Here is a 21,137-nt window from a genome sequence, read left to right as displayed (position 1 = left end):
CGTCTGACGACAAGCGCGCCGAAACTTGGATGTTTTGGTGGCCACCACGGCAAGCGCGCTCTTGAGAAGATTGAGAATGAAATGATTACCATCGACGGATCGGAAGGCGAAGGCGGGGGGCAGATGGTGCGCAATTCGTGCGCGCTGTCGCTCGTTACCGGCGAGCCTTTCCGGATCAGCAACATTCGCGGGCGTCGTCCGAAGCCTGGCCTCATGCGTCAGCATGTGACGGCGGTAGAAGCCGCTTGTGTAATCTCGGGAGCGGAATGCTCCGGCCTGACGGTCGGTGCGACCGAACTCGAATTCCGTCCCGGCCGAGTGACGCCGGGCGAATACCGGTGCGCCGTCGGCACGGCCGGTTCGACCGGGCTCGTGCTGCAAACGGTGTTGATGCCGCTTGTACTTGCCGACGGTCCCTCCCGGCTCGTTCTGGAAGGCGGAACTCACAACATGCTGGCGCCGCCGTTCGACTTCATCGAACGCACCTTCCTGCCCGTGATAAATCGGATGGGACCAAGCGTCTCCGCCCGCATCGTGCGGCACGGCTTCTACCCACGCGGAGGAGGAAGGATCGAGGTCGACATCACTCCGGCCCCGCTCGCGCCGATCGACTGCATCGAGCGCGGCGAACAGCTCGGTGTCGCCGGACAGACGGTTTTCACTGGCCTTCCGTTCGAGATCGCCGAGCGCATGCTGGCGCGCGCGCGGCGCGATCTTGGCGCTTGGCCTGACGATGCCTTTGCCGTGCGCGAACTTCCTGCCGATCAAGGGCCGGGCGTCATCCTGATGCTGGAGGCGCGCTATGCCAACGTTACCGAAGTCGTCAGCGGTTTCGGCCAGCTTGGTGTGCCTGCCGAACGCTTGGCCAGGACCTGCGCAGCCCGGATGAATGGCTACATTGAGGCGTCGGCTTTTGCCGGGCCGTACCTTGCTGACCAGCTTGTCCTACCGTTCGTGCTGGCGGGAGGCGGTTCTCTCACGACCGTGAAGCCGAGCCAGCACACGCTGACGGCAATCGACATCGCCAAGCGCTTCACGGGGCTGCGGATCGAGCTGACAAGGCAAGGCGGCGGTGAGCATTTGCTGACCGTGGGATAGGACGTAGAGGCGATCATACGCGCGCATCATTAACCTGCCCATCGCGCCTCTATTGGTCCAAGCCGCCATCCCCTTTCATGACTAATCCACGCCCCTGACCGAACCCGGGCAGGCCATGCGACGCGCGCTCATGCGGACCGTGTTGTCATGCTGCGCATGCCTGCCCGCACCACTCCTTCGAGCGACGTTTCCCTCTCTCACGTTCGGTGCAGACCTGACCGTGCCCGGCCTTTTCGGGGCTCAGTCAAAGGGATGGTCCCTTGGACGGAAGAACAGCTTCGAAAGGTCAGCATCATGAAGAACACCGTCACTCTCGTCGGCTTCGTCGGCAACACTCCGGAAGTCCGCACCGCCCAGTCGGGAGCAGCCATCACCAACCTCTCACTCGCCACTACACGCAGCTTCAAGGATAGCGAAGGCAACCGCCAGACCGAGACCGAATGGCACCGGACCACCTGCTTCAACGGTGTCGGCAAATGCGTCGCCGAGCACGTCACCGAGGGTGCGATGGTCATGGTCACTGGCCGGATCCACCACTCGCGCTGGACCGACAGCGAAGGCCAGACCTGTTATGGCTGCGAGATCATAGCCGAGCAGGTCGACTTCCTCGCCAAGGCCAAGGAATCCAGCAGCGAAGAACCGAAGAAGCGGCGCTCGAAGTAGCGCCGCAGTCACCGGACAACTTGCTTCAAAAAGCCGCTCGCAAGCGCTCAAATGAGCGACCTCCGCAAGGCTGAGTTCGCGCGTCCAAAATGGCTATTTGCTTCCGTAGAGCGGAACATCGCTCAACTATACCAACTGCCCGGGGTTTCTCTCAGACGCCAGATAGGCTAGGTATCCTGCGGGATTGAGGCTCGTTTTTCCGGAGAACACGAGCAGCAATTTCTAGAACAATACGTGTCCACGTTGGGAACAGATTCAGGCACACCCTACCCGACGGGCTTCGCAAGGATCAGTGACCTCCTTGTATCCCGCCACGACAGCTTGTCCCGCCACCACAGCTGGAGTGCAAGTCGCGAACCAAGCAGTATCACGCTGCCTTTCGAAAGGCATAGGCCTCGCGACCGTCTTGGCGCGAAGCGATCTGAAATCCGGACACCAGTCGGCTCAGCTCGCACGCTTCACTTGCAAGGTTCTGTGCCGCGGCATTGGACTCCTCGGCCATGGCGGCATTTTGCTGCGTTACCTGGTCCATGGAACACACGGTCGCACCGATCTGCGAAACGGTAGCAGACTGCTGCGTGCAACCAGATGCAATCTCATCGACCTGGACACGAATGTCTGTCACCCGGTCAAGAATGCGCTTCAGTGCAACACCGGTGTCGTTTACCAGAGCGACCCCTGCTGAGACCTGCAGGCTGGAATGATCGATGAGCTTGCGAATATCGGCAGCAGCATCGGAACTGCGCTGCGCCAGGGCGCGGACTTCGCTGGCGACGACCGCAAACCCGCGTCCAGCCTCACCGGCTCGGGCAGCTTCCACGCCGGCGTTGAGGGCAAGGAGGTTGGTCTGAAAGGCAATGCCGTCGATCAGCGAGACAATCTGGGTGATCTGTGTCGACGATGCTTCGATCGAGGCCATGGCCTCATTGGCCCGCGCGACAATCGAGGCACTTTCGCCAGCTACCTCCTGGGCCTGCCCAATCGATGCCCTCGCCCGGTCCGATCCGTCGGCGGTAGTATTGATAAGACCAGCCAACTGCTTGATGGCAGCAAGCGTCTCCTCGACATGTGCAGCCTGCCGGACATTGCGCTGAGCCAGATCGTTGGATGCGGCGCCAATTTCCTGCGCTCCGGTCGAAACTCTCGCTGCAGCGCCAGAGACATCCCCAAAGGCACCTGCCAATGTTTCGCTGCTGCGGTTGTAGGCCGCGCGCAGATCATCGAGACTTCCGGCAAAAGGCGTTGCCAACCTGCAGGTAAGGTCACCTGCAGCAAGAGCATCGAGACCGCGCGATATCTCCCTCACGACCAGAGCCTGATCGCGTTCGATCTCGAGCCGGGCGAGCGCTGATGTGCGAAAGGCAATCGCCGCCTTCTGGATGGCGCCGACCTCATCGTCGCGGTCGGCGTCGATCTCGCCGGTAAAGTCGCCCCCGGTCATGCGATCAAGCTGGCCGGCCAGTCGATCAAGCGGCCTTACCACCATGGTCGTCAACGCTCGAAGCGCCCACCACAGCATCGCGCCAAACAGGGCCGAAAGAGCGAGCACGAAAACTTGCGCAAGCGTTCCCAGGACTTCCGCATCTTCGTCTGCCGAATTCGCCATCGCCTCGATCTGGTCTGCGACCGTGTTCTGCTTGACCTCGAGTGCATGAAACGCTGCATCAAGTTCAGGCATTCGGCCGCCTGCGGATTGCGCATCGCTGGCAACAAGTTCGGCAATGCCGGTCGCCGTCCGGGTATAGACGTCGAGCTCTCGGCCGACCCCAGCGAGCGCTTCGGCGACATTGCCTGGAAGTGGAAGCTTCCGGTTTTCCGCTATCGCCTCGTGCATCCGCGCGCTGTAATCGCGCACTTCCTGAACTGCAGCGTCGCGGGTTGCAGCACTGGCGTGAGCATTGAGATACAGCACCCGATAGACAGAGCCGCGAATGCCATCGTGCAGCATGTCTGCCTGCATGTGATTGCGCATCGCTTCTGCAGCCAGCCTCCCTGCGTTGCCCGCCTCGACGAGACTGTGTTCGATGTAGACAGTGGCGCCTGCCTGCAGTGCAAAGGCTGCGGCAATGGCAATGCCCCCACGCCTGATGCGAGTACCTATCGACATGCCGCTCGTTCCTGCTTGCGTTGGTCTGGGTTTGCAGACTTGTCACCTAAGCCTTGGTCGTGAATGCGTCGCGCAAGCGCCGCGTACGGACGACCACGTAGGTCACAGGAACGAGCGCTGAGCTGACAGGGCGTATAGTATTCAGTGCAAGTGATTTTTCCGTTAATGCACAGTAACGATTTCCCATATCCGCCTAAAGTATGAAAAACACGATTTGATATTGAAGTGAGAGAAAAATTTACCTTCGCGGAAATTTGAATATTACTTCATAATCTTATTAATCTATTTAAAATAAATCCGATACTGCCTAAGCACAGTGCGCCATTGGTCATTCCTTTTTATCACAGGAATATTGTCATTGTGACCATGTCATCGCCGGTCCTTGTTGCATGACGTCATCGAGCAAGGCGATACCGCACGACCATTGCACAAGAAAGGCGACCCATGGCAAGCTGACCTGCGTATTCAATGCACTGATCTTGCCCGATCGCTGCAACAACATGATATGATCCAGCCTGACATCGACCTGGAGCCCAGGCGAGCTGCCTGAAATGCTGCCACCAGGCAAATCAATGGCCCTCCGATCATCGCCAGGAAGAATGAAGAGCAGTCCCCCACTCCCACGACCCGCTCCGAACAACCCGATTCCTGCAGGTGTCCAGCGTGCCTCGCCGTCCCGGCGGGCAAAGCCTCCCCGTTGCCAGGCCATGGATCACAGCACAGGTGCAGCGTCCGGTATCGTTCCCTTGCGGGGAGCGGGAACCACGATGCCAGGTCTTGTGACTGTCAGTGGCCCCGGCTCGGCAGCGTAATCGTCAAACCCTGCAACAGGGTCGCCAGAGCCAATCTCAAAAGCGCCCCACGGATCCAATGGCTGACCATCTGATACCTCGGTGGAAGCCCCTGGCTGCCCAGGCGCCGCCTCTTCGCCTGACGGATCACTCCGCTCCGATGCAACCCCACCACCGAGACCGCCAGCGCGATCACCTGCAAACGGCCCTCCATTGCCGTCGAAGACAATGGCAACCGCCAGAAGCACCAGGGCGGCAAAGCCTGTCGAGAACTGCTTTTGCATGGAAAAATCCGAAACTGCGGGTTTACGGTGTGCGCCAGGTCAGCACGATCGTACCGATAGCCCTTGCGTATTGGTAATTGCCTGGTTGGTCCGCTCGCGCACGTTGAAGGCACTTTCGTAGCGGATCGTACCGATGACGCCTTGTAGGCTTTCGAGGATGACCGGCCGGTAATCGTAGCTGACTTCGACAAACATCACGGCAGTTGCATTGGCTGCAGTGATGCGGTTGCCGGCAGGTCCCATCCCGGCCGCGAGCGATGCATCCGTGGCCCCGGCACCCTGGAGCCCATAGCGGGGAGCTACAGCAAGCCCGCCAAAGCAGCGTTGCCATGTGATGCGCTGCCCGGCCCTCGTGCCGGATCGACCGTTGGGCTCAAGCGAGGACAGGACGACGCGCCCGCGATTCTCGAATTCGAGATCCTGCCCGACCAGGTTTGCTCCGGCAAAGACCTCGTAGATGTTGGATTCATCGATGCCGGTACGCACGCGGCCCGCATTGTCTGCCACCGTCAGGGCGATCTGGCTGATACGCATGTGCGTGAGCATGAGATTGGTCAGTTCGAGGCCGCCGAGCAGCATGAACAGCAAGATCGGCACGCCCAGTGCAAATTCGACCATTGCCACCCCGCAGGTGCACTGCACGACCTTGCGGAGGATTGCCTGGTACGCCATTTCGCATCGCCTCCTATCGGCAGATTGTCGGGGGAACCCGCTGGCGGGTGTAGGGCTGGTTGCGCAGGGCCGTCTCGCCAGCGATGCTGTACTCTGGCGAAACCGGCAGGAACTGGTGGACCGGAAAAAGACGGGGCATGCGTACCGTAACCCGGTAAAAGGCCACGTCATCGGCCCCGCCCACGCCAAGACGCCCGGCATCGACATCGAACCGGCCATTCTCGTTGAGATCGACAAAGCAGTCGCCGGCATCGTAGGCGCCATTGCGATTGTAATCGGTGACGAGCTTTTCACTGCGGCCCACACCTGAAAAGTCGTAATAGTTGCGGATCTCGACTTCATAGGTCGCATCGCGCGCAACGATGTCGGAGCGGCGCTTGATCGCGCATTGCACCTTCTGCGTCAGCGTGCCGGATTCGCAATTGAATTCGGGCGCCTCGAGCGAGGCGGTGCGCGAGATATCGTTGAGCGCACCTTGCACGACCGAACGCAGATAGGCCTGATAGGCAAGGTCGAAGCTGCCAAGGAGCAGCATCACCATCGGCGTTATGACCAGGGCAAATTCGACCGCAGTTGCGCCCCTTGAACAGCGGCGCAAGTCTGGGAGCAATCTGCAAGGGGAGATGCGTGTCGCCATGGCCGGGCCTACTTGACCAGTCTCAGGGCGCCGATCTGGTTGCCGATCTGGCGAAACCTTGCAATGAGCGCTGCACCGTCGGTCGATGTCGAGGCCTGGTTGCTGTTGCTGGCACAGCCGGTCAGGTTGGCGTTGAGCGCGGTGTCGAACCCGATCACCCAGACCGAGACGTTGAGGTTCTTGGCGGCATTGCAGATCATCCGGAACCGCTGCTCATGGCGGGCAAGCTGGCTTGGACAGGTCCCGCTTCCGGTCACGCGCATGTCGTTCTGCTCAACCCCATAGGCCGTCAGGACATTGCAGTAGGCAGTCTGCAATCCGTCGGTCATGAAGATGATATGGCGGTTGCACGGCATAGCATTGTATTCATCGCACCCGTCGCCAAAGACGCCCGCAGTCGAGATGAAGCGCGCTCCCCAGATCATGCCGATGTCATGGTAGGTGCCGCCGATCGGCTGCAGGCCGTTGACATAGTTCTGCAGGGCGTCCCGGTCCCACGACTGCAGTCGGCGGGCCTCTGCCGGGCAGGCGTAGTATCCAAGGTTTGCAGCGTAGTTCAGGATCCACCCCGACGTGCTGGCATTGCCAGTGATCGTCTGCGATGCGCTTCCGGCACTGCGGGTATAGACGACGTCAGGCAGGGCGGGCCTCCAGCGGGTGGCATCGCTGTTTGGCACGAGGTTGACATCGAGATCCTGAGCCTCCGCCGGGATCGTCAGGCTCGTGCCGCCATCGATCGCAGTGGTCGTGTCGCGCTCCTCGATGCAGCCGTTCCACGACACCTGCGAGGTCGTCAGGCCGCTCACCTCGGAGGCAAGCTGCTGCAGGTTGAAACTGCTGCCCGCGCTCGGCACAGTCCCGCCTGCCGAGTTGGCAATCACAATCGATCCGTCGGGCCGGATATATTGCGACGTGTCGTAGGCAACTTGCCGATAGGTCCAGTTGGTAAAGCCGTAAGCCGTGTCGTAAGTCGTGGTCGCAACGGTGCGCCAGCGCCGGCAGCTGCGATTGGTGCCCGTCGTCACCGGCGCGCCGCTCCAGCCCCAGTCCTGGGTCGCGTCGTAGGCCGTGTTGGTCGACGTACCACCGTAGGAGGTCACCGTGGTCGCAACCGGTGCCGGCCCACCGCCATTCACGCGCGCCGATTGCACCCATGTCTGGCACTGGCTGGTCGAGCGTGTCCTCGTTGTCGGACTGTCCGCGCCTGCACCGCTGCTGCCATTGTAGTATTCCCACGAACCCGCACTGGTCGGGGCGTTGGCGATGTAACCTGGCGTGTTGTAGTTGGCCACGCGCGATGGATAGGTGGTCTGCGTTCGCAGCGAGTCCGGATTTGCCGCGTAGAGCAACCGGCCGACATTGACCGTGCTCGAATAGGGCACCAGTCCATATCGCAGCCGCAAGCCCTGACTTTCGAGCATCTGCTGGGTCGGGGCGAGTTCGTCATAGAGGGCCATCACCGCGCTGCGCAGGGCCGCAATCTTGGTCGAACCGTCAATCGGGTCGGCCATCGATCCGGTCACGTCGAGGACCAGGACGACGTCGGTGTTGACGAAGTTGAGCGATGCATCGCAAGTGACACTGAGCGGGATGGCCTCGAAGCCGAAGATGTTCATGATCACGGTGGGAAGCTGTGTGGCTGCCTCCACCCGGATGACGCCAGCCTCGGGCCGTGAAATCTCGGGCGTGAACGGCGCCGTGCTGAACGAGCCTTGCGGGAAATTGAAGCGGAAAAACTGTTGACCGGTCTCGCTCACCGACGTCGAGAAGGTGTCGTTCTGCATGACACGCCGGGCCGCCAGCGACGCTGCATCGCAGGCGCTTTGCAGCCGTGTCTTGGCCATCGTTGCACGACTGAGGTCGACGGCGCTGCCGACAAGGATCAGCAACGGGACCAGGGCAGCTGCGGTTATCATCAGGATATTGCCCGAGCGATCGCGCAGCAGGGCGCCAAGGCAGAACAGAAATCGGGCCATAGCACCACACGCTTCGCTGCGCGGACAAGGCCGCATCCAATGCGAAGGGAGCTAGCCATTCGTGGTGAATGGATGCTTGTCTCCAGATTACGGGAACTACGTAGTTAGGAGATTTTATATTAGATGAATTTATGAATAGGATTCAGATGTCACAGAAAATATTCGATAATAAGCGATATGGATGATCTATCCTCAAGTTATAAAACCGTCATCCTGTAACCATAGATAGCGGGTTCTCCTCAAGCCACTGCCTGGGGGTAGGCGATGACCACGTGAGGAATCGAGAAGCACTTGCCTCGATCATGTCAGGCGCACGGCAAGTAGCGCAAACGCTGATCCAATGGAAAATCTTCCCTTGCACCCTGCCCTGCATTAGATTTTGCAGCGATGGGTGCCAGGACAAGCAATCACGATCTTTGGCACTACGTGCCGGTTGTGCTGGGTGGCGACCAGCCGTTCGATTTGAGGGCTGCTGTCCAGAACGTTTCGCGACTGCGCCAGGGCGATCGCGTCATCATCGGCCTTGCCTCGACACCTGCCGATGCATCGGCCGTACGTGACCGGGCCGGCAATCTCCTTGGACTCCTCTCTCGTGCGGCACCCGTGCAGGCCGAGAGTGCCACTGCAGCTCTGCCAGCAACCGCCCAGTTCGAGCGCACGCTCGAACTCGGCTTCATGATCAAGATACCCAAGCTCAGCAAGCCGCAGCAGTCGGTCAGCCTTGTCTCTCCTGGCTCCGACAGCACCAGAAGAGCTGGTGAGGGTGTTTCTGGCGACCGTAATGTCGAGCGAACCGACCAGCCCGCCCATCCCAGCCGAAAGGGCTCAACGGCCCTCTTGGCCGTTGAACCGTTGCGATAGACCGGCGCTGGCCGGCGCCGCCGCATCGCAGCGGTCCCAACCTGGCAGGAGATGCCCCGACCAGGCCGGAGATGGACGCGCACGAGCCGGCCGCAAATCGAACGCGCAAGCGCTCAGGCGCCGCTGCGGGACCAGCTTCCAGCCCCCCAAGCTCGCTATCGCCTGGCCTGCCGTCCCCGAGCCTTCCAGGGGCAAGGGATCGCAGGGTTGAATGGTGCCCGTCGTCACCTGGATCAATGGCACAGGTGCTGCAGCTCGTAGAGCGAGAGGTGAACCAGACCTGCCTTCTGGCGTGCCGCTTCCCAGCTGCGGGTGATGGAGCGGAACGGTTTTCCTGTACGCGGATTGGCAATGACATAAGGGCAACCGTCGGTCCGCTCGATCTGGCGCAGAATCGACGCCACGCCAGGGCTGAACGACATCCGGTCGAGCGTTCCATCCGGGCGATAGATCGTCCAGGTCCGGCCGGCCAGGTCAATCTGCTCCCAGCGCGCCGTCAGCAGCTCCTCGACCCGCAACCTGGTTTCGACAAGCAGCGCCACAATCGTTCCAAGACACGGATTGTGGCTTGCCGCTGCTGCTTCGCGCAGCCGGACAAGATCCTCGGATGTCAGCTTGGCGCTGCGTGCCTTGCCGCTCCACATGTGACGCGCAAGCAGCGGCGTTGCCGACCCCGGGAGATTCCAGCGCCTGGCAAGTTTGAACATGTAGGCCAACAGCGCGCGAACCCGGCCGGCCATGACGGGGCCCTGCCCATCCATGCTTTCGAGCGACGCGAGCCAGCTGGCAGTATCGGCATAGGCCATCTCATCCAGGCGGAAGCGACCGAACTGCGGCAGGATATGATCGCGCAGGCAAGCCTCGTGAATTGCGCGTGTATGGGCCCTGTCACCAAGATGCGTGAGGTAATGGCGCGCCAGCTGCTCCATCGTCGGAGGTATGCTTCCGCTCGCTGGCGCGGTCGTGGCACGGCCTGCGACGCCTTGCCTTCCAGGAAGGTCATTGGCCGGGCCCGGCGCCACGAGCTCGATCCCGAGAAAGGCTGCAACCTTTTCGTATGAGGCAACGTCAGCCGGCAGGGGCACGGGACCTTGCGGCAGTTTCGGCACGCCTGCAGCGGCCAGTGCTTCGGGCGACGTCCGATGGCGCGTGCACAGCCCCCCTTGCCCGTCGTCGACCAGCGGACGTGCAAACTCGATGCCGGCCCCGCGACGTGACGTGCGGCGGACAATCGCGCCTTCGAACTGACCATCGCCGAGATCGACAATGAGCTGATGCCCGACGGAGCAGCCCTGGAGGCCCTCGAGCAAAGCTCCTGTCTCGGAGAGATTGCGGATGACCACCGGCAGATAATGGCCGGCCGCGATTGCCCCGGCGCGGCGCAACATCGACAGGCGGCGGCTGCGTTGTCGGGCAGGACCGCTTGGCGACAGCTTCCAGGTTCCGCTGGCGAGCTTGTCGCGCAGCAAGCCCGATTGGAGCGGCTTGCTGTAGATATAGCCCTGGACATGGCTGACCCTGAGGTTGCGGATCAGGTCGAGCTGATCGAAGGCCTCGATGCCTTCGGCCGTGGTCTCCATGCCAAGCGCTTCGGCCAGTGCCACGATCGCGGCAACGATCGCGCCGTTGCGTGTTCCGGGCAAGGCAATTTCACGCACGAAGCTCTGGTCGATCTTGATCTTGTCGAACGGGGCGCTCTTCAGATAGCCGAGCGAGGAGTAGCCCGTACCGAAATCATCGAGCGCGAGCCTGACCCCGATTGCCTTGAGCGCTGCAAACATCTGCGCGGTCTGCGCGGTTTCGCCGAGAAAGACCCCCTCGGTTATCTCCAGTTCGAGCCTCTCGGGCGCAAGACCTGCCTGGGCCAGCGCCGATACGACCGTCTCGGGGAAACGTTCGTCGGCGAACTGGTGCGCCGATACGTTGACTGCAACCCTGATCTCGCCGGGCCAGCTTGCCGCGTCATGGCACGCCGTGCGCAATACCCACTCGCCCAAGGGACGGATGAGATCGGCCTCCTCGGCAATTGGAATGAACAAGGCCGGAGAAACCGCACCGCGCTCGGGGTGATGCCAGCGCACCAGCGCCTCGACACCGGTCACGCAGTTGTTGAGCGCGTTGACAATCGGCTGATAGCAGACCTGGAGCTCGCCTCGTGCCAGGGCATCGCGCAAGTCGCTTTCGAGGGCCTGGCGATCGAGGGCCGACTGGAGCAGGTCGGTCGAGAAGAAGGTGAACCGCCCCTTGCCCGCCGCCTTGGCGGCATAGAGCGCCAGGTCGACGTTGCGGATCAGCTCCTCGGCCTCGCAGCCGTCGACAGGGGCAATCGCAATGCCGCACGACGCCCCGATGATGCAGCGGCTGCCATTGACCGAATAAGGCTGCGACAAGGCCGCAATGATATTGGTGGCAAGGCGCCCAAGATCGCTGCGATCATCGCTGCCAGGCACCATGACCATGAACTCGTCACCACCAAGCCGGAAGATCAGGTCGCGTGTGCCGACCAGGCCGACCAGTCTTTCGCCGACCTGGCGCAGCAGGTCATCGCCGGCCGGGTGGCCAAGCGTATCGTTGACGTGCTTGAACCGGTCGAGATCGAGCAGCAGCACGGCACAGGGCCTGTGCGAGCGGCGACTCGACAGGAGCTCGCGCTCGAGCGTCTGGTTCAGGTTGCGGCGATTGGGCAGGCCCGTCAGGCTGTCGAACAGCGCTAGTCGCTCGGCCTGCTCCGATGATGCGCGTTGCGCAGTGATATCGATGGCCGAACCGCTGTAGCCGACAAACCGCCCCGTCGCATCCTTCAAGGCTTCGGCAGCAAGCAGCCAGCGTCGGCCATACACCGAGCCGGCGCGCTGCACGGTCAACCCGCTGAAGCTGGTCTGGCGTGCCAGGATGAAGCCGAGGGTGCGGGCCGTCTCGTCGCCTTCGCTGACCCTTTCGAGGAGATCGCCAATCTGCACGCCTGCCACAGTGCTGTCCGATCCGGTCAGGACTTCGACGATCTCCGGCGAGATGTAGCTGATGGCGCCAGATGCGTCGGTCATCCAGAACCAGCTCTGGCCCGATTTTTCACAGGAACGCAGCAGCAGCTCGGCGTGATCGCGCTTTTGCAGCGATCTTGGCCATCCCGCCTCGCCTGCCACTGCCCGGTGCGAAAGACGCGCTCCGGCGTCCTGCTCCAGCTTCTGCACTGCTCCGTCTTGTGTCCTGAAAAGCCTGAAACCAACCACGTCCCGTTTCCCGCCGCCGGAGATCGCCGGCCAGACATGGTGGGTTAGGCAGGAAATGGTAAATTGCAGGCAAATAGGCTTGGAACGCTTGTGCCCACTTTCTGCCAAATCCCTGTTATCGAACCCAAAAATACTTTGGCAACGAAAGCCCCTGCCGTCGCTCCAAGGAGAACTGCACCACTATCGTCAGTATGCAGAGCGCTATTCACAGGACTATTCTTGTCCTTTTATGCCGTATGCTCGAATCAGTCCGATATGGACTTTCTGCTTCATCAGCGCGACTTGCCGGGCGTCGCAAAACGCCTGACCCTGGCAGATATGCTCAGGCATGAAATCGACTTGCGGGCCGGCGCGAGCCTGCAAGGGGTCGCAAGCAGGTCATCGCCGGGGCACTCGCAAGTTGGCAGGCTGCAGCGGTGGCTCTCGAGCAACCTTGCGGAAAGCACAGCGAGCGCACCTGCCACAGCGCTCGCAGCAGGCACGAGCAGCCCGCGAAACTCCTGCGTCTCGCAAGTGTTGGCCGTGCCGCCCGTTCCGGTCCGGCCCGGCGGCTTTCGCAACCCTGCCCACCCTCGCACGCCTTGCCGCCGTACCGCACTGCCATCCTGCCGCTTGCCCGCGCTGCGCTTGTCGCAACCGTGTCGGCACATGCCAGTGCCGAGGTCGGCTTGCCCGTCGAGCATCGATGCGCCCTCGGTGCCTCCCATGCGATCCGGCACGTGCCGCGCATTGTGCCGCACCTTGTGTGGCATCTTGTGTGGCGCATTGCGGCCTATACCAGGCAATGCCTGATGCAACGAGCTCGCTCGCCTGCCAGACCTGTCGGCGAGGATCGATCATGTCGTCTCGCCAGGTCGAATAGCGCGGCGTAGATCCCGGCCATACCGGTGTGACGTTCGGACTTGATGCTGCCCACCCAAGCTTGCGAGCGAGCATGAAATTGTCTCAGGTCCCGGGCGCCTGCACATCCTGGCATCGACAGTGCGCACCACCGTTCATGCCCGTGAATGCACTTAGTGCCCCGGAAACGTGCCTTAAGCATGTTCGCCCTAGCCCCGGCCTGCGACAAGAGTGAACCCTGCCTGCCACTTTGGATTGCAGTGCTTCGGGTCACCTGGGTGGGGTGTTGCAATGGGAAATGAATCGGTTGGCGGTTTGCGCCTCCTGCGCCTCTTTGGTGGCGGGCAGGACCGTGAGCGAGGCACGCCAGATGTCAACAGCCAGGCTGACGAGCCGTCGGCACGGCCTTCACTCACAGCGTACGGCGTAGCCCAGAAGATGTTGCTCGATGAGATATCGACATTTCTGCTGGACAACGCTCTTGCAGTAACAGCCAGTAACCTGCTGGCTGCCCATAGTGCGTTCTCGGGCATCGACGTCGGGCTGGCGCGAAAAATTCTCGAGAAGCAAGCCTCCGGCACAAGCATCACGCAAGAGTGGCTTGATCTGAACAAGACACCCGATGGCATGCAGGAGGGTGTCAAGAAGATCATCGGCAGCCTTGAGGCTTCGCTCGAGACTTTCGCCTCCACGACCAGGACTGCGCGAGACGCTGTTACGACCTACAACTCCGAGATTAAGAAGCAGGTCTCGCGCGCGACGTCCCTTGATGCTGACAGTGCACTGTCAGCCCTGGGAATTCTGGCAAGGGAAATGGTGTCGAGGACCGAGAATTTCGCGGCAGAAATGAAGCGCAGCGAAGACGAGGCGCAAGCGCTTCGCCGGGAACTCGACAAAGCCCGGCATGACGCCGAGATTGATCACCTTACCGGTCTGCCAAACCGGCGCGCATTTGAGGCGGCTCTCGATCGTCATTACCGCCAAGCTCGCCAGGAGGCCGACCACTTGTGCGTCGCATTCTGCGACATCGATCATTTCAAGCGCGTCAACGACACCCATGGGCACGACACCGGGGACAGGGTCATCAAGGCGATCGGTGAGGCTCTTGCCCGGATCTCTGACGACACTTGTCATGTCGCACGGCATGGCGGCGAGGAATTTGTCATGCTGTTCCGGGGCAAGACCACCCAGGAGGCCTGGGAGAAGCTCGACGCTGTCAGAGAGAATTTCGGTAGTCGCCAGTTCGTCAACCGCGCCAATGACAATCCCATTGGCAAGATCACGTTTTCCGGCGGGATTGCGGATGTCTTTGCGCACAAGAACCCCCGAGACGCCCTGAAAGCAGCCGACGAAGCGCTTTACGAGGCCAAATCCGGTGGCCGAAACCAGATTGTCCTGTCGTCCCCGGTCAATACGAGGTCCCATCGCGGTTGAAGCCTGAGTATTGTCGGCGGAGCAGTTCCCTCAAGCCGGTATCTGCCCCTTCATTGCCCTCACCACGAAAGATCCAGACCGGGCTAGGCAGCGTGGACCGATGCCGCGCGGTCACGGCCGGAGTCAAAAACCGTCCGTTCAAGAAGGCAAGGTGAAGGAATCTGTCGATTCTTCGAGCCGAGCCGACGCCGAAGCGGCGGTTCTTGCCCGGTCCCACTGGGCTTGCCCTGAAAAGGGCCCCGGCAAGGCGCGAGGACGAAGGAATAGTGGGCCTGTTCGGAGGCCGAGCAACGCAGCTAGGGCCCTTTTCAGGGCAAGCGTGATCTGTGCGGCATCCGTCCGCACTGCCTGATCGCCAAAGCCGCCCGAGGACATCTTTGCCTCTGTCAGGCGATAGGCGGACCGGCGCAAACCTGCCGATCTGCCGTGCGTGCGAAGGCAGGCCCAGCGCGGGGGCACTGGCAAGCCTGCACTTCCACTCCCGCCGCGAGCGAGCAAATGGTCAAGACGCCCTGGCGACCCCGACGCTTTATGGGTCTCCTGGAGCCTGCCCGAGGGCAGGTTCGTGCCTGCGAGGTCGTACACCCCATTATTGACAGGCACTGCCCAAGCATCGGCGCGGGTTGCGGATCCCTGGCCACGAGGCTTGATGCCTGGAGGATATGCCGCATGTTGTGCCGAGCCCAGTGCCGCACCTTATGCAGCACATTGTCGCCCAGGCTCTCGAGTACCGGACCTGACCTGCCGGTATTGACTTCATCGCCCGCCTGCAGACCGCCTTGGCGCTTCGTCCGCCTGCACCAGCTTGTTGGCCAGGTTTATCTACGCACGCAGGCTTCTGCCGGACCGTCGGACGGCGACCTGAACGCAGCAGCGCAGCCGCTTTGCAAGCGCCCTCCCGGAGTGTTGGAAAATCTTACAGATGGCGAGGCACTTGCGTCTGATTAACCATGGCAACCTTCCGATAACTGCCACTGGCACAAGTTTTGCTAATCATGGATTAACCAATAACTGCACAGGCTAACGTCATCATGTTGCGAAAGCTCATTCTCTCGACCAGCATTGCCGGGCTCGCGTCCGTCGCAACGCCTGCCCACGCAACCTGGTGGCTCAAGCACACGCATTACTGCAATTGCGGCCATAACGGTGGCTCATCCCTTTGTGGCGGGACCACTTCGGGTGGCACCACCTCGACCTCGGGAGGAACAACCACGACGTCAGGTGGGACGACCACGACGTCCGGTGGCACCACCTCGACATCAGGTGGGACGACGACCTCGAGCGGAGGAACGCAGGTCCCCGAGCCCGGCATGCTGGGGATTCTGGGGCTGGGGTTTGTTGGCTTGGGCTATGCCCGCGCGCGTCGCCGGGTCAGCCGGTCGTAATCCCATCGAGGTAGCCGTTTCCAGGCGCAGCGGCTTCAGGAGTTTCCGATGGGTTCGGCGTAGCAGGCTGTTAAGCTTTGCTCCTGTAGATGATCCCTGCGGCATCGCTCCTATCCATGTCGCAAGCGTTTCATGTCCCGGCTGGCCTCTACGCCCGGCTGCCCGGGACATGTTTCCCGCCCCAGGCTGACACAGTGCTGCCTTTGCACCAGGCATTCTTCTCTTGTTGCGGCAGGGTTCCCCACAGCAAATCGCGCAAGATCGACGCGGAATGATGTTTGAGGTCACTGCCGATCGAAATCACTTGCACGCTAGGGGCGACCGGGGGCGTCACCGATAGACTTGCAAGCTCTTGCTTCACGTTGCTTTTCTCGTTGCAGGCCGGAAGCGGGTGTGATCAGATCGCTGTCCTGCAGTTTCAAGTGCGCAAGTCCTCACCGCCATCACCCTAGGTCCGCCGCCTTCGCGGGAAAGCCAGGCTTGAGCGAAACGCAATCGGCGCCCGGGGTGCCTCGATCCAGTTTGTCGCTGATCACCGGCCAAGGTCCAGGCTATCGTGATCTTGCCAGAGAGCAGATCGCCAGATGCAAACGAGCGTGCCTGATGAGGGAAAACTTTGCACAAGGCCGGGTGGGCTGAAGGGCGCAGCCAGTATTATCAGCCCTGCCGCTCAGCCTCGGCGCACTTGGAGATCGATCGCCCACACTGACAGATCGCGCCACGCAGCAGGAATCAGCACCGCAGCAAAATTGGCGACTGCGCCGCAAGTGGCTGGCTTCGAACACTTGCGGCGCGCAGGTTTCGAAAAGGCCCAGCCTGTCAGCGTTTCGCATCTGCATGCTGAAGGCAAGACTCCAAGCCGATCAGCAAGATTCCATCACTGCAGGCATGCACATGACATGGATCGGTCCGGCCTTTGGGCAGGTTTGTCCCCCGCACGGGCGGACTGCCGAAGGCACGGGTCTGGTGACCGGGGACAGGACATTGCTTGGGTGAATGGAATTCGCAGCCGAGGGGTCGCGCTGACGCCGAACAGGGTGGCCAAGACCTCGTCGCCCGAAGCCTGGGAACCCGGTGGAGCGAAGAGGGGATGAGGTTTCAGGGGAGGCGGTGGTGGGCGCGAGGTTCTGATCCGCGACAGGCACACATCCTCCACGCCTGTGCGGGGTAAGGCGCCGTCTTGCGCCCTTGCCTTCGCGCCTCGGAAGCGACAGGGTAGACCAAGGATGCGACGCGATATCGATCATCTCCCTTCGGCCAAGCAGCGCGAACTGCAGCGCGTGGTCCAGCTGATCTTCGAGGAATTCGAAGATGTTACAGCTTGTGCCAACGCTGCGCGCCGCAAGGCGGGGCGCATTCTCAAGGTCATTCTCTACGGTTCTTACGCGCGCGGCGGCTGGGTCGACGAGCCGCATACCGCCAAGGGCTACAAATCCGATTTCGACCTGCTGATCATCGTCAATCACAAGGACCTGACCGACCGGGTCAAGTTCTGGTCGCGTCTCGATGAGCGCCTGATGCGCGAGTATGGCATCACTGGCACGCTCAAGACGCCGGTCAATTTCATCGTGCATACGCTGGGCGAAGTGAACGATGGACTGGCACATGGCCGCTACTTCTTCATGGATGTCGCACGCGATGGCATCGCGCTCTATGAATCCGATGATACCGAGCTGCACAAGCCAAGGCCCAAGACCCCGGAGCAGGCCCTCGCCATGGCAAGGGAGTACTTTGAGGAGTGGTATCCGAGTGCTGCGCGTTTTAAAAAAGCTGCGGAGTTTTTGGCCGATGATGGAGGCATGCGGGAGGCAGCGTTCAATCTGCACCAGGCAGCAGAGCGCTTGTACCATTGCGTCCTTTTAGTGGTTACATTCTACACTCCACATGTCCACAGCCTCGGATTTCTGAGGACGCAGGCCGAGCGACTTGATCCCCGCCTCACGTACGTCTGGCCATCCGATAACCGCAAACATCGGGCCATGTTCGAGAAACTCAAGGAAGCTTATGTTAAGGCAAGGTACTCGAAGCACTACACCATCGCGGTCGAAGAACTGACCTGGCTCAACACTAGGGTTGGGGAGCTAGGCCTGGCGGTACACGCGATATGTACCGAGCGTATAGGGATGCTTGCGGATGCCCAAAGCAAACAGACCTCGCGTGCTTAACACGACCGCTCACTGACGACCCAAAAATCTCGATTTTGGATTGTCAAGTGCTTCTTAACTTACCGCAGGGGTTCTAAACCCAGTTCAATCATCCTTTGGCCAGCAGACGCTTCATCGTCGCCCGCACATCGTCGGCCATGTCTGGACGCTCCAGCGCCAGCGCCAGCGTGGCCTCGACGAAGCCGGTCTTGCTGCCACAGTCGAAACGGCGTCCGTCAAACTTGACGGCGTGGAAGGGCTGCTGGCCGATCATGCGCGCCATCGCGTCGGTCAGCTGGATTTCACCGCCCGCGCCTTTCTCCTGACTTTCGAGCGTGCGCATCACTTCCGGCTGGAGAATGTAGCGGCCAGAGATGATCAGGTTCGAAGGCGCATCCTCGCGCTTCGGCTTCTCGACCAGGCCGGTCACTTCGGTGAGGGAATCCGAAACCCGATTGCCTGGCGCAATCACGCCATAGCTGGACACTTCCTCCTGCGGGACTTCGAGCACGGAGATGAGATTGCCGCCCACTTCGTTGTAGGCATCGACCATCTGCTTCATGCAGCCACCCTTGCCGCCGGGGTCGCCGACCATCATTTCGTCAGGGAGGAAGATCGCAAAGGGCTCGTTGCCGACGACGGCGCGAGCGCACCAGATGGCGTGGCCCAGACCCATAGGCACCTGCTGGCGCACGGTAACGAGATTGCCCGGCAGGATGCGCGTGGGCTCGAGCACCTCGAGCGCCTTGCCGCGATCGGACATGGTGTGTTCAAGTTCGTAGGCGGTGTCGAAGTGTTCGACGATGGCGGTCTTGCCGCGACCGGTCACGAAAATGAGCTGTTCGATCCCGGCCTCGCGCGCTTCGTCGACCGCGTACTGGATCAGCGGACGGTCGATGATCGGCAGCATTTCCTTGGGGATCGCCTTGGTGGCAGGCAGAAAGCGCGTGCCAAGACCTGCGACCGGAAAAACGGCCTTGCGGATCGGCTTTCGCGAAGTGTCAGAACCCATTTTCCAGCCAATATCCATGCTTTGTTGCATCCTCATGATGCACTGCACAATTGCTTGCACTGAATGTCAAGCAAGAGATTTCAAATACTCCGTTAGGGCCGGATTTGTCATTACAGGACGCTGGCGGTGTTGCTCCCTTGAGGGTTGCATGGATCTGTCCGCACTGGCCGGGCCGGAGCTTGGTTGAGTAGCCCCAAGTTTTCTGGACGCCTTCCGCTTACAAGATCTGCTGCCGTTCGCACTCGACGGGTGACAGCATCCCGTTCCTGACCTGCTTGCGCACCGGGTTGTAGAACATCTCGATGTAATCGAACACGTCCTGCCGGGCTTCCTCGCGCGTTTTGTAGGTCCGGCGCCGGATGCGCTCACGCTTGAGCGACGAGAAGAAGCTCTCGGCGACGGCGTTGTCATGGCAGTTGCCGCGTCGGCTCATCGAGTGCTCAAGATTGTGAGCCCGGATGAACGCGGCCCAGTCCAGGCTGGTGAACTGGGCGGATTCAACCGGTCGTCGCAACACTGGCTTCACATGGCTGCGCGGTGACATCGTTGGCCTGCTGTGCGCGCGGCCGGTGGCAGCGGACGTCGTGGTGACGCCGGTCAGCTCCAACACCGTGCTGGAACTGACCGTCGCGGCGCCAAAGGTGGTGCGCACCCGCATCGGCTCGCCCTATGTGATCCGGGCGATGATGGACGCGACGAAAGCGGATGCGAGCGCGCGGGTCTGCGGTTATGAAGCCAATGGCGGCTTCCTGCTCGGCAGCGCGGTGGACGATCTTGCGCCACTGCCGACGCGCGATGCCCTGCTGCCGATCATCGCGGTGGTGATGAACGCAAAGACCCGTCCCTTGGCCGAAGTCGTGGCCGAACTGCCGCCGCGCTTCACCTTCTCGGATCGCGTTGCCGATATTCCGCAGGATCACAGCGCCGCGCTGCTCGCCTGTTCGGCGAGATTGCCAGCTTCCCCACCGGCATCGACACGACCGATGGCTATCGCATGAGTTTTGCCGATGGTGCGATCATCCACTTCCGTCCCTCGGGCAATGCGCCGGAATTGCGCTGCTACAGCGAGGCTGAGGCCGAGGAGAAGGCGCACGACCTGAATGCCCGGGCGCTGCAACTGGCGCTCTCCCTGCCCGTGCTCGACAAAGGTCAGCATTGAGCGGCGGGCATTACTCAAGCTTATGTGATTCGAAGCTCGTCTTCCCTAACAGGAATTTATGGTTTTTGCTCTGCAAGTCCGCGGCAGGACTACGCTGTCGCGCGGGGACACAGATGCAGTCATAGGCCAATTAATCCTTTGTTTTAAATGGTATTCTCAAGAGAGTGGCGTAAGCTTTTTCGATAGGAAGGCAGCACTTCGGCGTCTTGCGATGGATAACCACTCATTAACCGATACGTACTAATCCTTAGGTGGAAGGGCACGGGGATCGGCCCTCAGCGGAAGAGAACATGGCTCTCGACGCCCGACACGGGTCCCGAACAGAGGGTTAACGAAATGAAGTCCATTGCAATCCTTGCAGCTGTTGCTGCTTTCGCTTCCACGCCCGCCTTCGCTGCAGGCAACACCCAGACACAACAGGGTACCGCAACTGCTACCGTAATTGCGCCGATTACCCTCCAGCACACCAACGGCGCCGCAATCGGCTTTGGCAAGTTTACGACCGGCACCGGCGGCACCGTCGTCGTCAGCCCGACCGGCGTTGGCAGCCCGACCGGCGATGTCACCTTCGTCTCAGGCAACACCAATACTGCGGACGCCTTTACCGTGGGCGGCGAGGCCAACCGGACATTTGCCATCACCACCACCGGCGGCAGCGTCTCGAACGGCAGCGTCTCGATGAGCTTTTCCACCACTCCGTCTGCCGCGACCGGTACGCTCAACAACAGTGGCGCCGCAGCATTTTCTGTCGGCGGCACTTTGACTGTTCCCGGAACTGCCACGGCCGGAAACTACGTCGGCACCTACGACGCCACGGTCACGTACAACTGATGGCTTCCCTGCG

17 protein-coding genes and 1 pseudogene are annotated in these 21,137 nt (G+C 61.2%); 9 read left to right on the top strand and 9 right to left on the bottom strand.

Going from position 1 to position 21,137, the window contains the following annotated elements:
- Nucleotides 1-81 precede the first annotated feature (81 nt).
- Nucleotides 82-1,098 (top strand): RNA 3'-terminal phosphate cyclase, encoded by a 1,017-nt coding sequence (gene rtcA, locus HGI46_RS20475; RefSeq protein ID WP_168905653.1) that lies wholly within the window; start codon nt 82-84, stop codon nt 1,096-1,098.
- Nucleotides 1,099-1,392: 294 nt separating this feature from the next.
- Complete coding sequence (gene ssb / locus HGI46_RS20470) at nt 1,393-1,761, top strand: single-stranded DNA-binding protein (protein ID WP_168905652.1); 369 nt, start codon at nt 1,393-1,395, stop codon at nt 1,759-1,761.
- A 367-nt stretch (nt 1,762-2,128) separates the two neighbouring features.
- On the opposite strand, the gene HGI46_RS20465 is transcribed toward ssb, so the two are convergent.
- From HGI46_RS20465 to HGI46_RS20450, 5 genes are all read right to left on the bottom strand, one after another.
- Entirely contained in the window at nt 2,129-3,868 is a 1,740-nt protein-coding gene (locus HGI46_RS20465) for a HAMP domain-containing methyl-accepting chemotaxis protein (protein ID WP_168905651.1), read from the bottom strand.
- A gap of 355 nt (nt 3,869-4,223) precedes the next feature.
- A complete protein-coding gene (locus HGI46_RS21970) occupies nt 4,224-4,577 on the bottom strand; it encodes a hypothetical protein (RefSeq protein ID WP_206065862.1) in 354 nt (117 codons plus the stop codon).
- A 405-nt stretch (nt 4,578-4,982) separates the two neighbouring features.
- On the bottom strand, nt 4,983-5,615 hold the full coding sequence (locus tag HGI46_RS20460; protein ID WP_240946925.1) for a TadE family protein: 633 nt from the start codon (nt 5,613-5,615) through the stop codon (nt 4,983-4,985).
- Between the two features lie 13 nt (nt 5,616-5,628).
- Complete coding sequence (locus tag HGI46_RS20455) at nt 5,629-6,252, bottom strand: TadE family protein (protein ID WP_168905650.1); 624 nt, start codon at nt 6,250-6,252, stop codon at nt 5,629-5,631.
- An 8-nt stretch (nt 6,253-6,260) separates the two neighbouring features.
- Complete coding sequence (locus tag HGI46_RS20450; RefSeq protein ID WP_168905649.1) at nt 6,261-8,228, bottom strand: pilus assembly protein; 1,968 nt, start codon at nt 8,226-8,228, stop codon at nt 6,261-6,263.
- A gap of 387 nt (nt 8,229-8,615) precedes the next feature.
- On the opposite strand from HGI46_RS20450, the gene HGI46_RS20445 reads away from it, so the two are divergent.
- Nucleotides 8,616-9,089 carry a hypothetical protein gene (locus HGI46_RS20445; RefSeq protein WP_168905648.1) on the top strand — a complete coding sequence of 158 codons (474 nt, stop codon included), beginning with the start codon at nt 8,616-8,618 and terminating at the stop codon, nt 9,087-9,089.
- A gap of 233 nt (nt 9,090-9,322) precedes the next feature.
- Here the strand turns inward: HGI46_RS20445 and HGI46_RS20440 are convergent, their stop codons facing one another.
- A complete protein-coding gene (locus tag HGI46_RS20440; protein WP_206065861.1) occupies nt 9,323-12,280 on the bottom strand; it encodes an EAL domain-containing protein in 2,958 nt (985 codons plus the stop codon).
- A gap of 311 nt (nt 12,281-12,591) precedes the next feature.
- The gene (locus tag HGI46_RS20435; RefSeq protein ID WP_168905646.1) at nt 12,592-13,071 is read right to left on the bottom strand and encodes a hypothetical protein; all 480 of its coding nucleotides are present in this window, start codon (nt 13,069-13,071) and stop codon (nt 12,592-12,594) included.
- A 379-nt stretch (nt 13,072-13,450) separates the two neighbouring features.
- On the opposite strand from HGI46_RS20435, the gene HGI46_RS20430 reads away from it, so the two are divergent.
- From HGI46_RS20430 to HGI46_RS20420, 3 genes are all read left to right on the top strand, one after another.
- The gene (locus HGI46_RS20430; RefSeq protein ID WP_240946923.1) at nt 13,451-14,593 is read left to right on the top strand and encodes a GGDEF domain-containing protein; all 1,143 of its coding nucleotides are present in this window, start codon (nt 13,451-13,453) and stop codon (nt 14,591-14,593) included.
- A gap of 1,031 nt (nt 14,594-15,624) precedes the next feature.
- Entirely contained in the window at nt 15,625-15,978 is a 354-nt protein-coding gene (locus HGI46_RS20425; protein WP_205525336.1) for a PEP-CTERM sorting domain-containing protein, read from the top strand.
- A 1,226-nt stretch (nt 15,979-17,204) separates the two neighbouring features.
- On the top strand, nt 17,205-18,143 hold the full coding sequence (locus tag HGI46_RS20420) for a nucleotidyltransferase and HEPN domain-containing protein (protein WP_168905645.1): 939 nt from the start codon (nt 17,205-17,207) through the stop codon (nt 18,141-18,143).
- Nucleotides 18,144-18,231: 88 nt separating this feature from the next.
- Here HGI46_RS20420 and galU read toward each other — a convergent pair whose 3' ends face one another.
- Both galU and HGI46_RS20410 read right to left on the bottom strand, forming a co-directional pair.
- Entirely contained in the window at nt 18,232-19,134 is a 903-nt protein-coding gene (gene galU / locus HGI46_RS20415; protein ID WP_168905644.1) for a UTP--glucose-1-phosphate uridylyltransferase GalU, read from the bottom strand.
- Nucleotides 19,135-19,351: 217 nt separating this feature from the next.
- Nucleotides 19,352-19,627, bottom strand: a pseudogene (locus HGI46_RS20410) (IS3 family transposase); the annotation flags it as partial.
- Here HGI46_RS20410 and HGI46_RS20405 point away from each other — a divergent pair.
- From HGI46_RS20405 to HGI46_RS20400, 3 genes are all read left to right on the top strand, one after another.
- The gene (locus tag HGI46_RS20405) at nt 19,593-20,132 is read left to right on the top strand and encodes a hypothetical protein (RefSeq protein WP_240946922.1); all 540 of its coding nucleotides are present in this window, start codon (nt 19,593-19,595) and stop codon (nt 20,130-20,132) included. The pseudogene HGI46_RS20410 and the gene HGI46_RS20405 overlap by 35 nt on opposite strands.
- The gene (locus HGI46_RS22285; protein WP_240946921.1) at nt 20,129-20,293 is read left to right on the top strand and encodes a hypothetical protein; all 165 of its coding nucleotides are present in this window, start codon (nt 20,129-20,131) and stop codon (nt 20,291-20,293) included. Before HGI46_RS20405 ends, HGI46_RS22285 begins: the two co-directional genes overlap by 4 nt.
- A gap of 336 nt (nt 20,294-20,629) precedes the next feature.
- Nucleotides 20,630-21,124 (top strand): DUF4402 domain-containing protein, encoded by a 495-nt coding sequence (locus tag HGI46_RS20400; protein ID WP_168905643.1) that lies wholly within the window; start codon nt 20,630-20,632, stop codon nt 21,122-21,124.
- Nucleotides 21,125-21,137 lie beyond the last annotated feature (13 nt).

Origin of the sequence: Novosphingobium sp. ERW19, assembly GCF_012641315.1 — a bacterium.
In the GTDB taxonomy this organism is placed as follows: domain Bacteria; phylum Pseudomonadota; class Alphaproteobacteria; order Sphingomonadales; family Sphingomonadaceae; genus Novosphingobium.
Note: the sequence above shows the minus strand (reverse complement) of the source record. Positions and strands in the feature narration are given on the sequence as shown.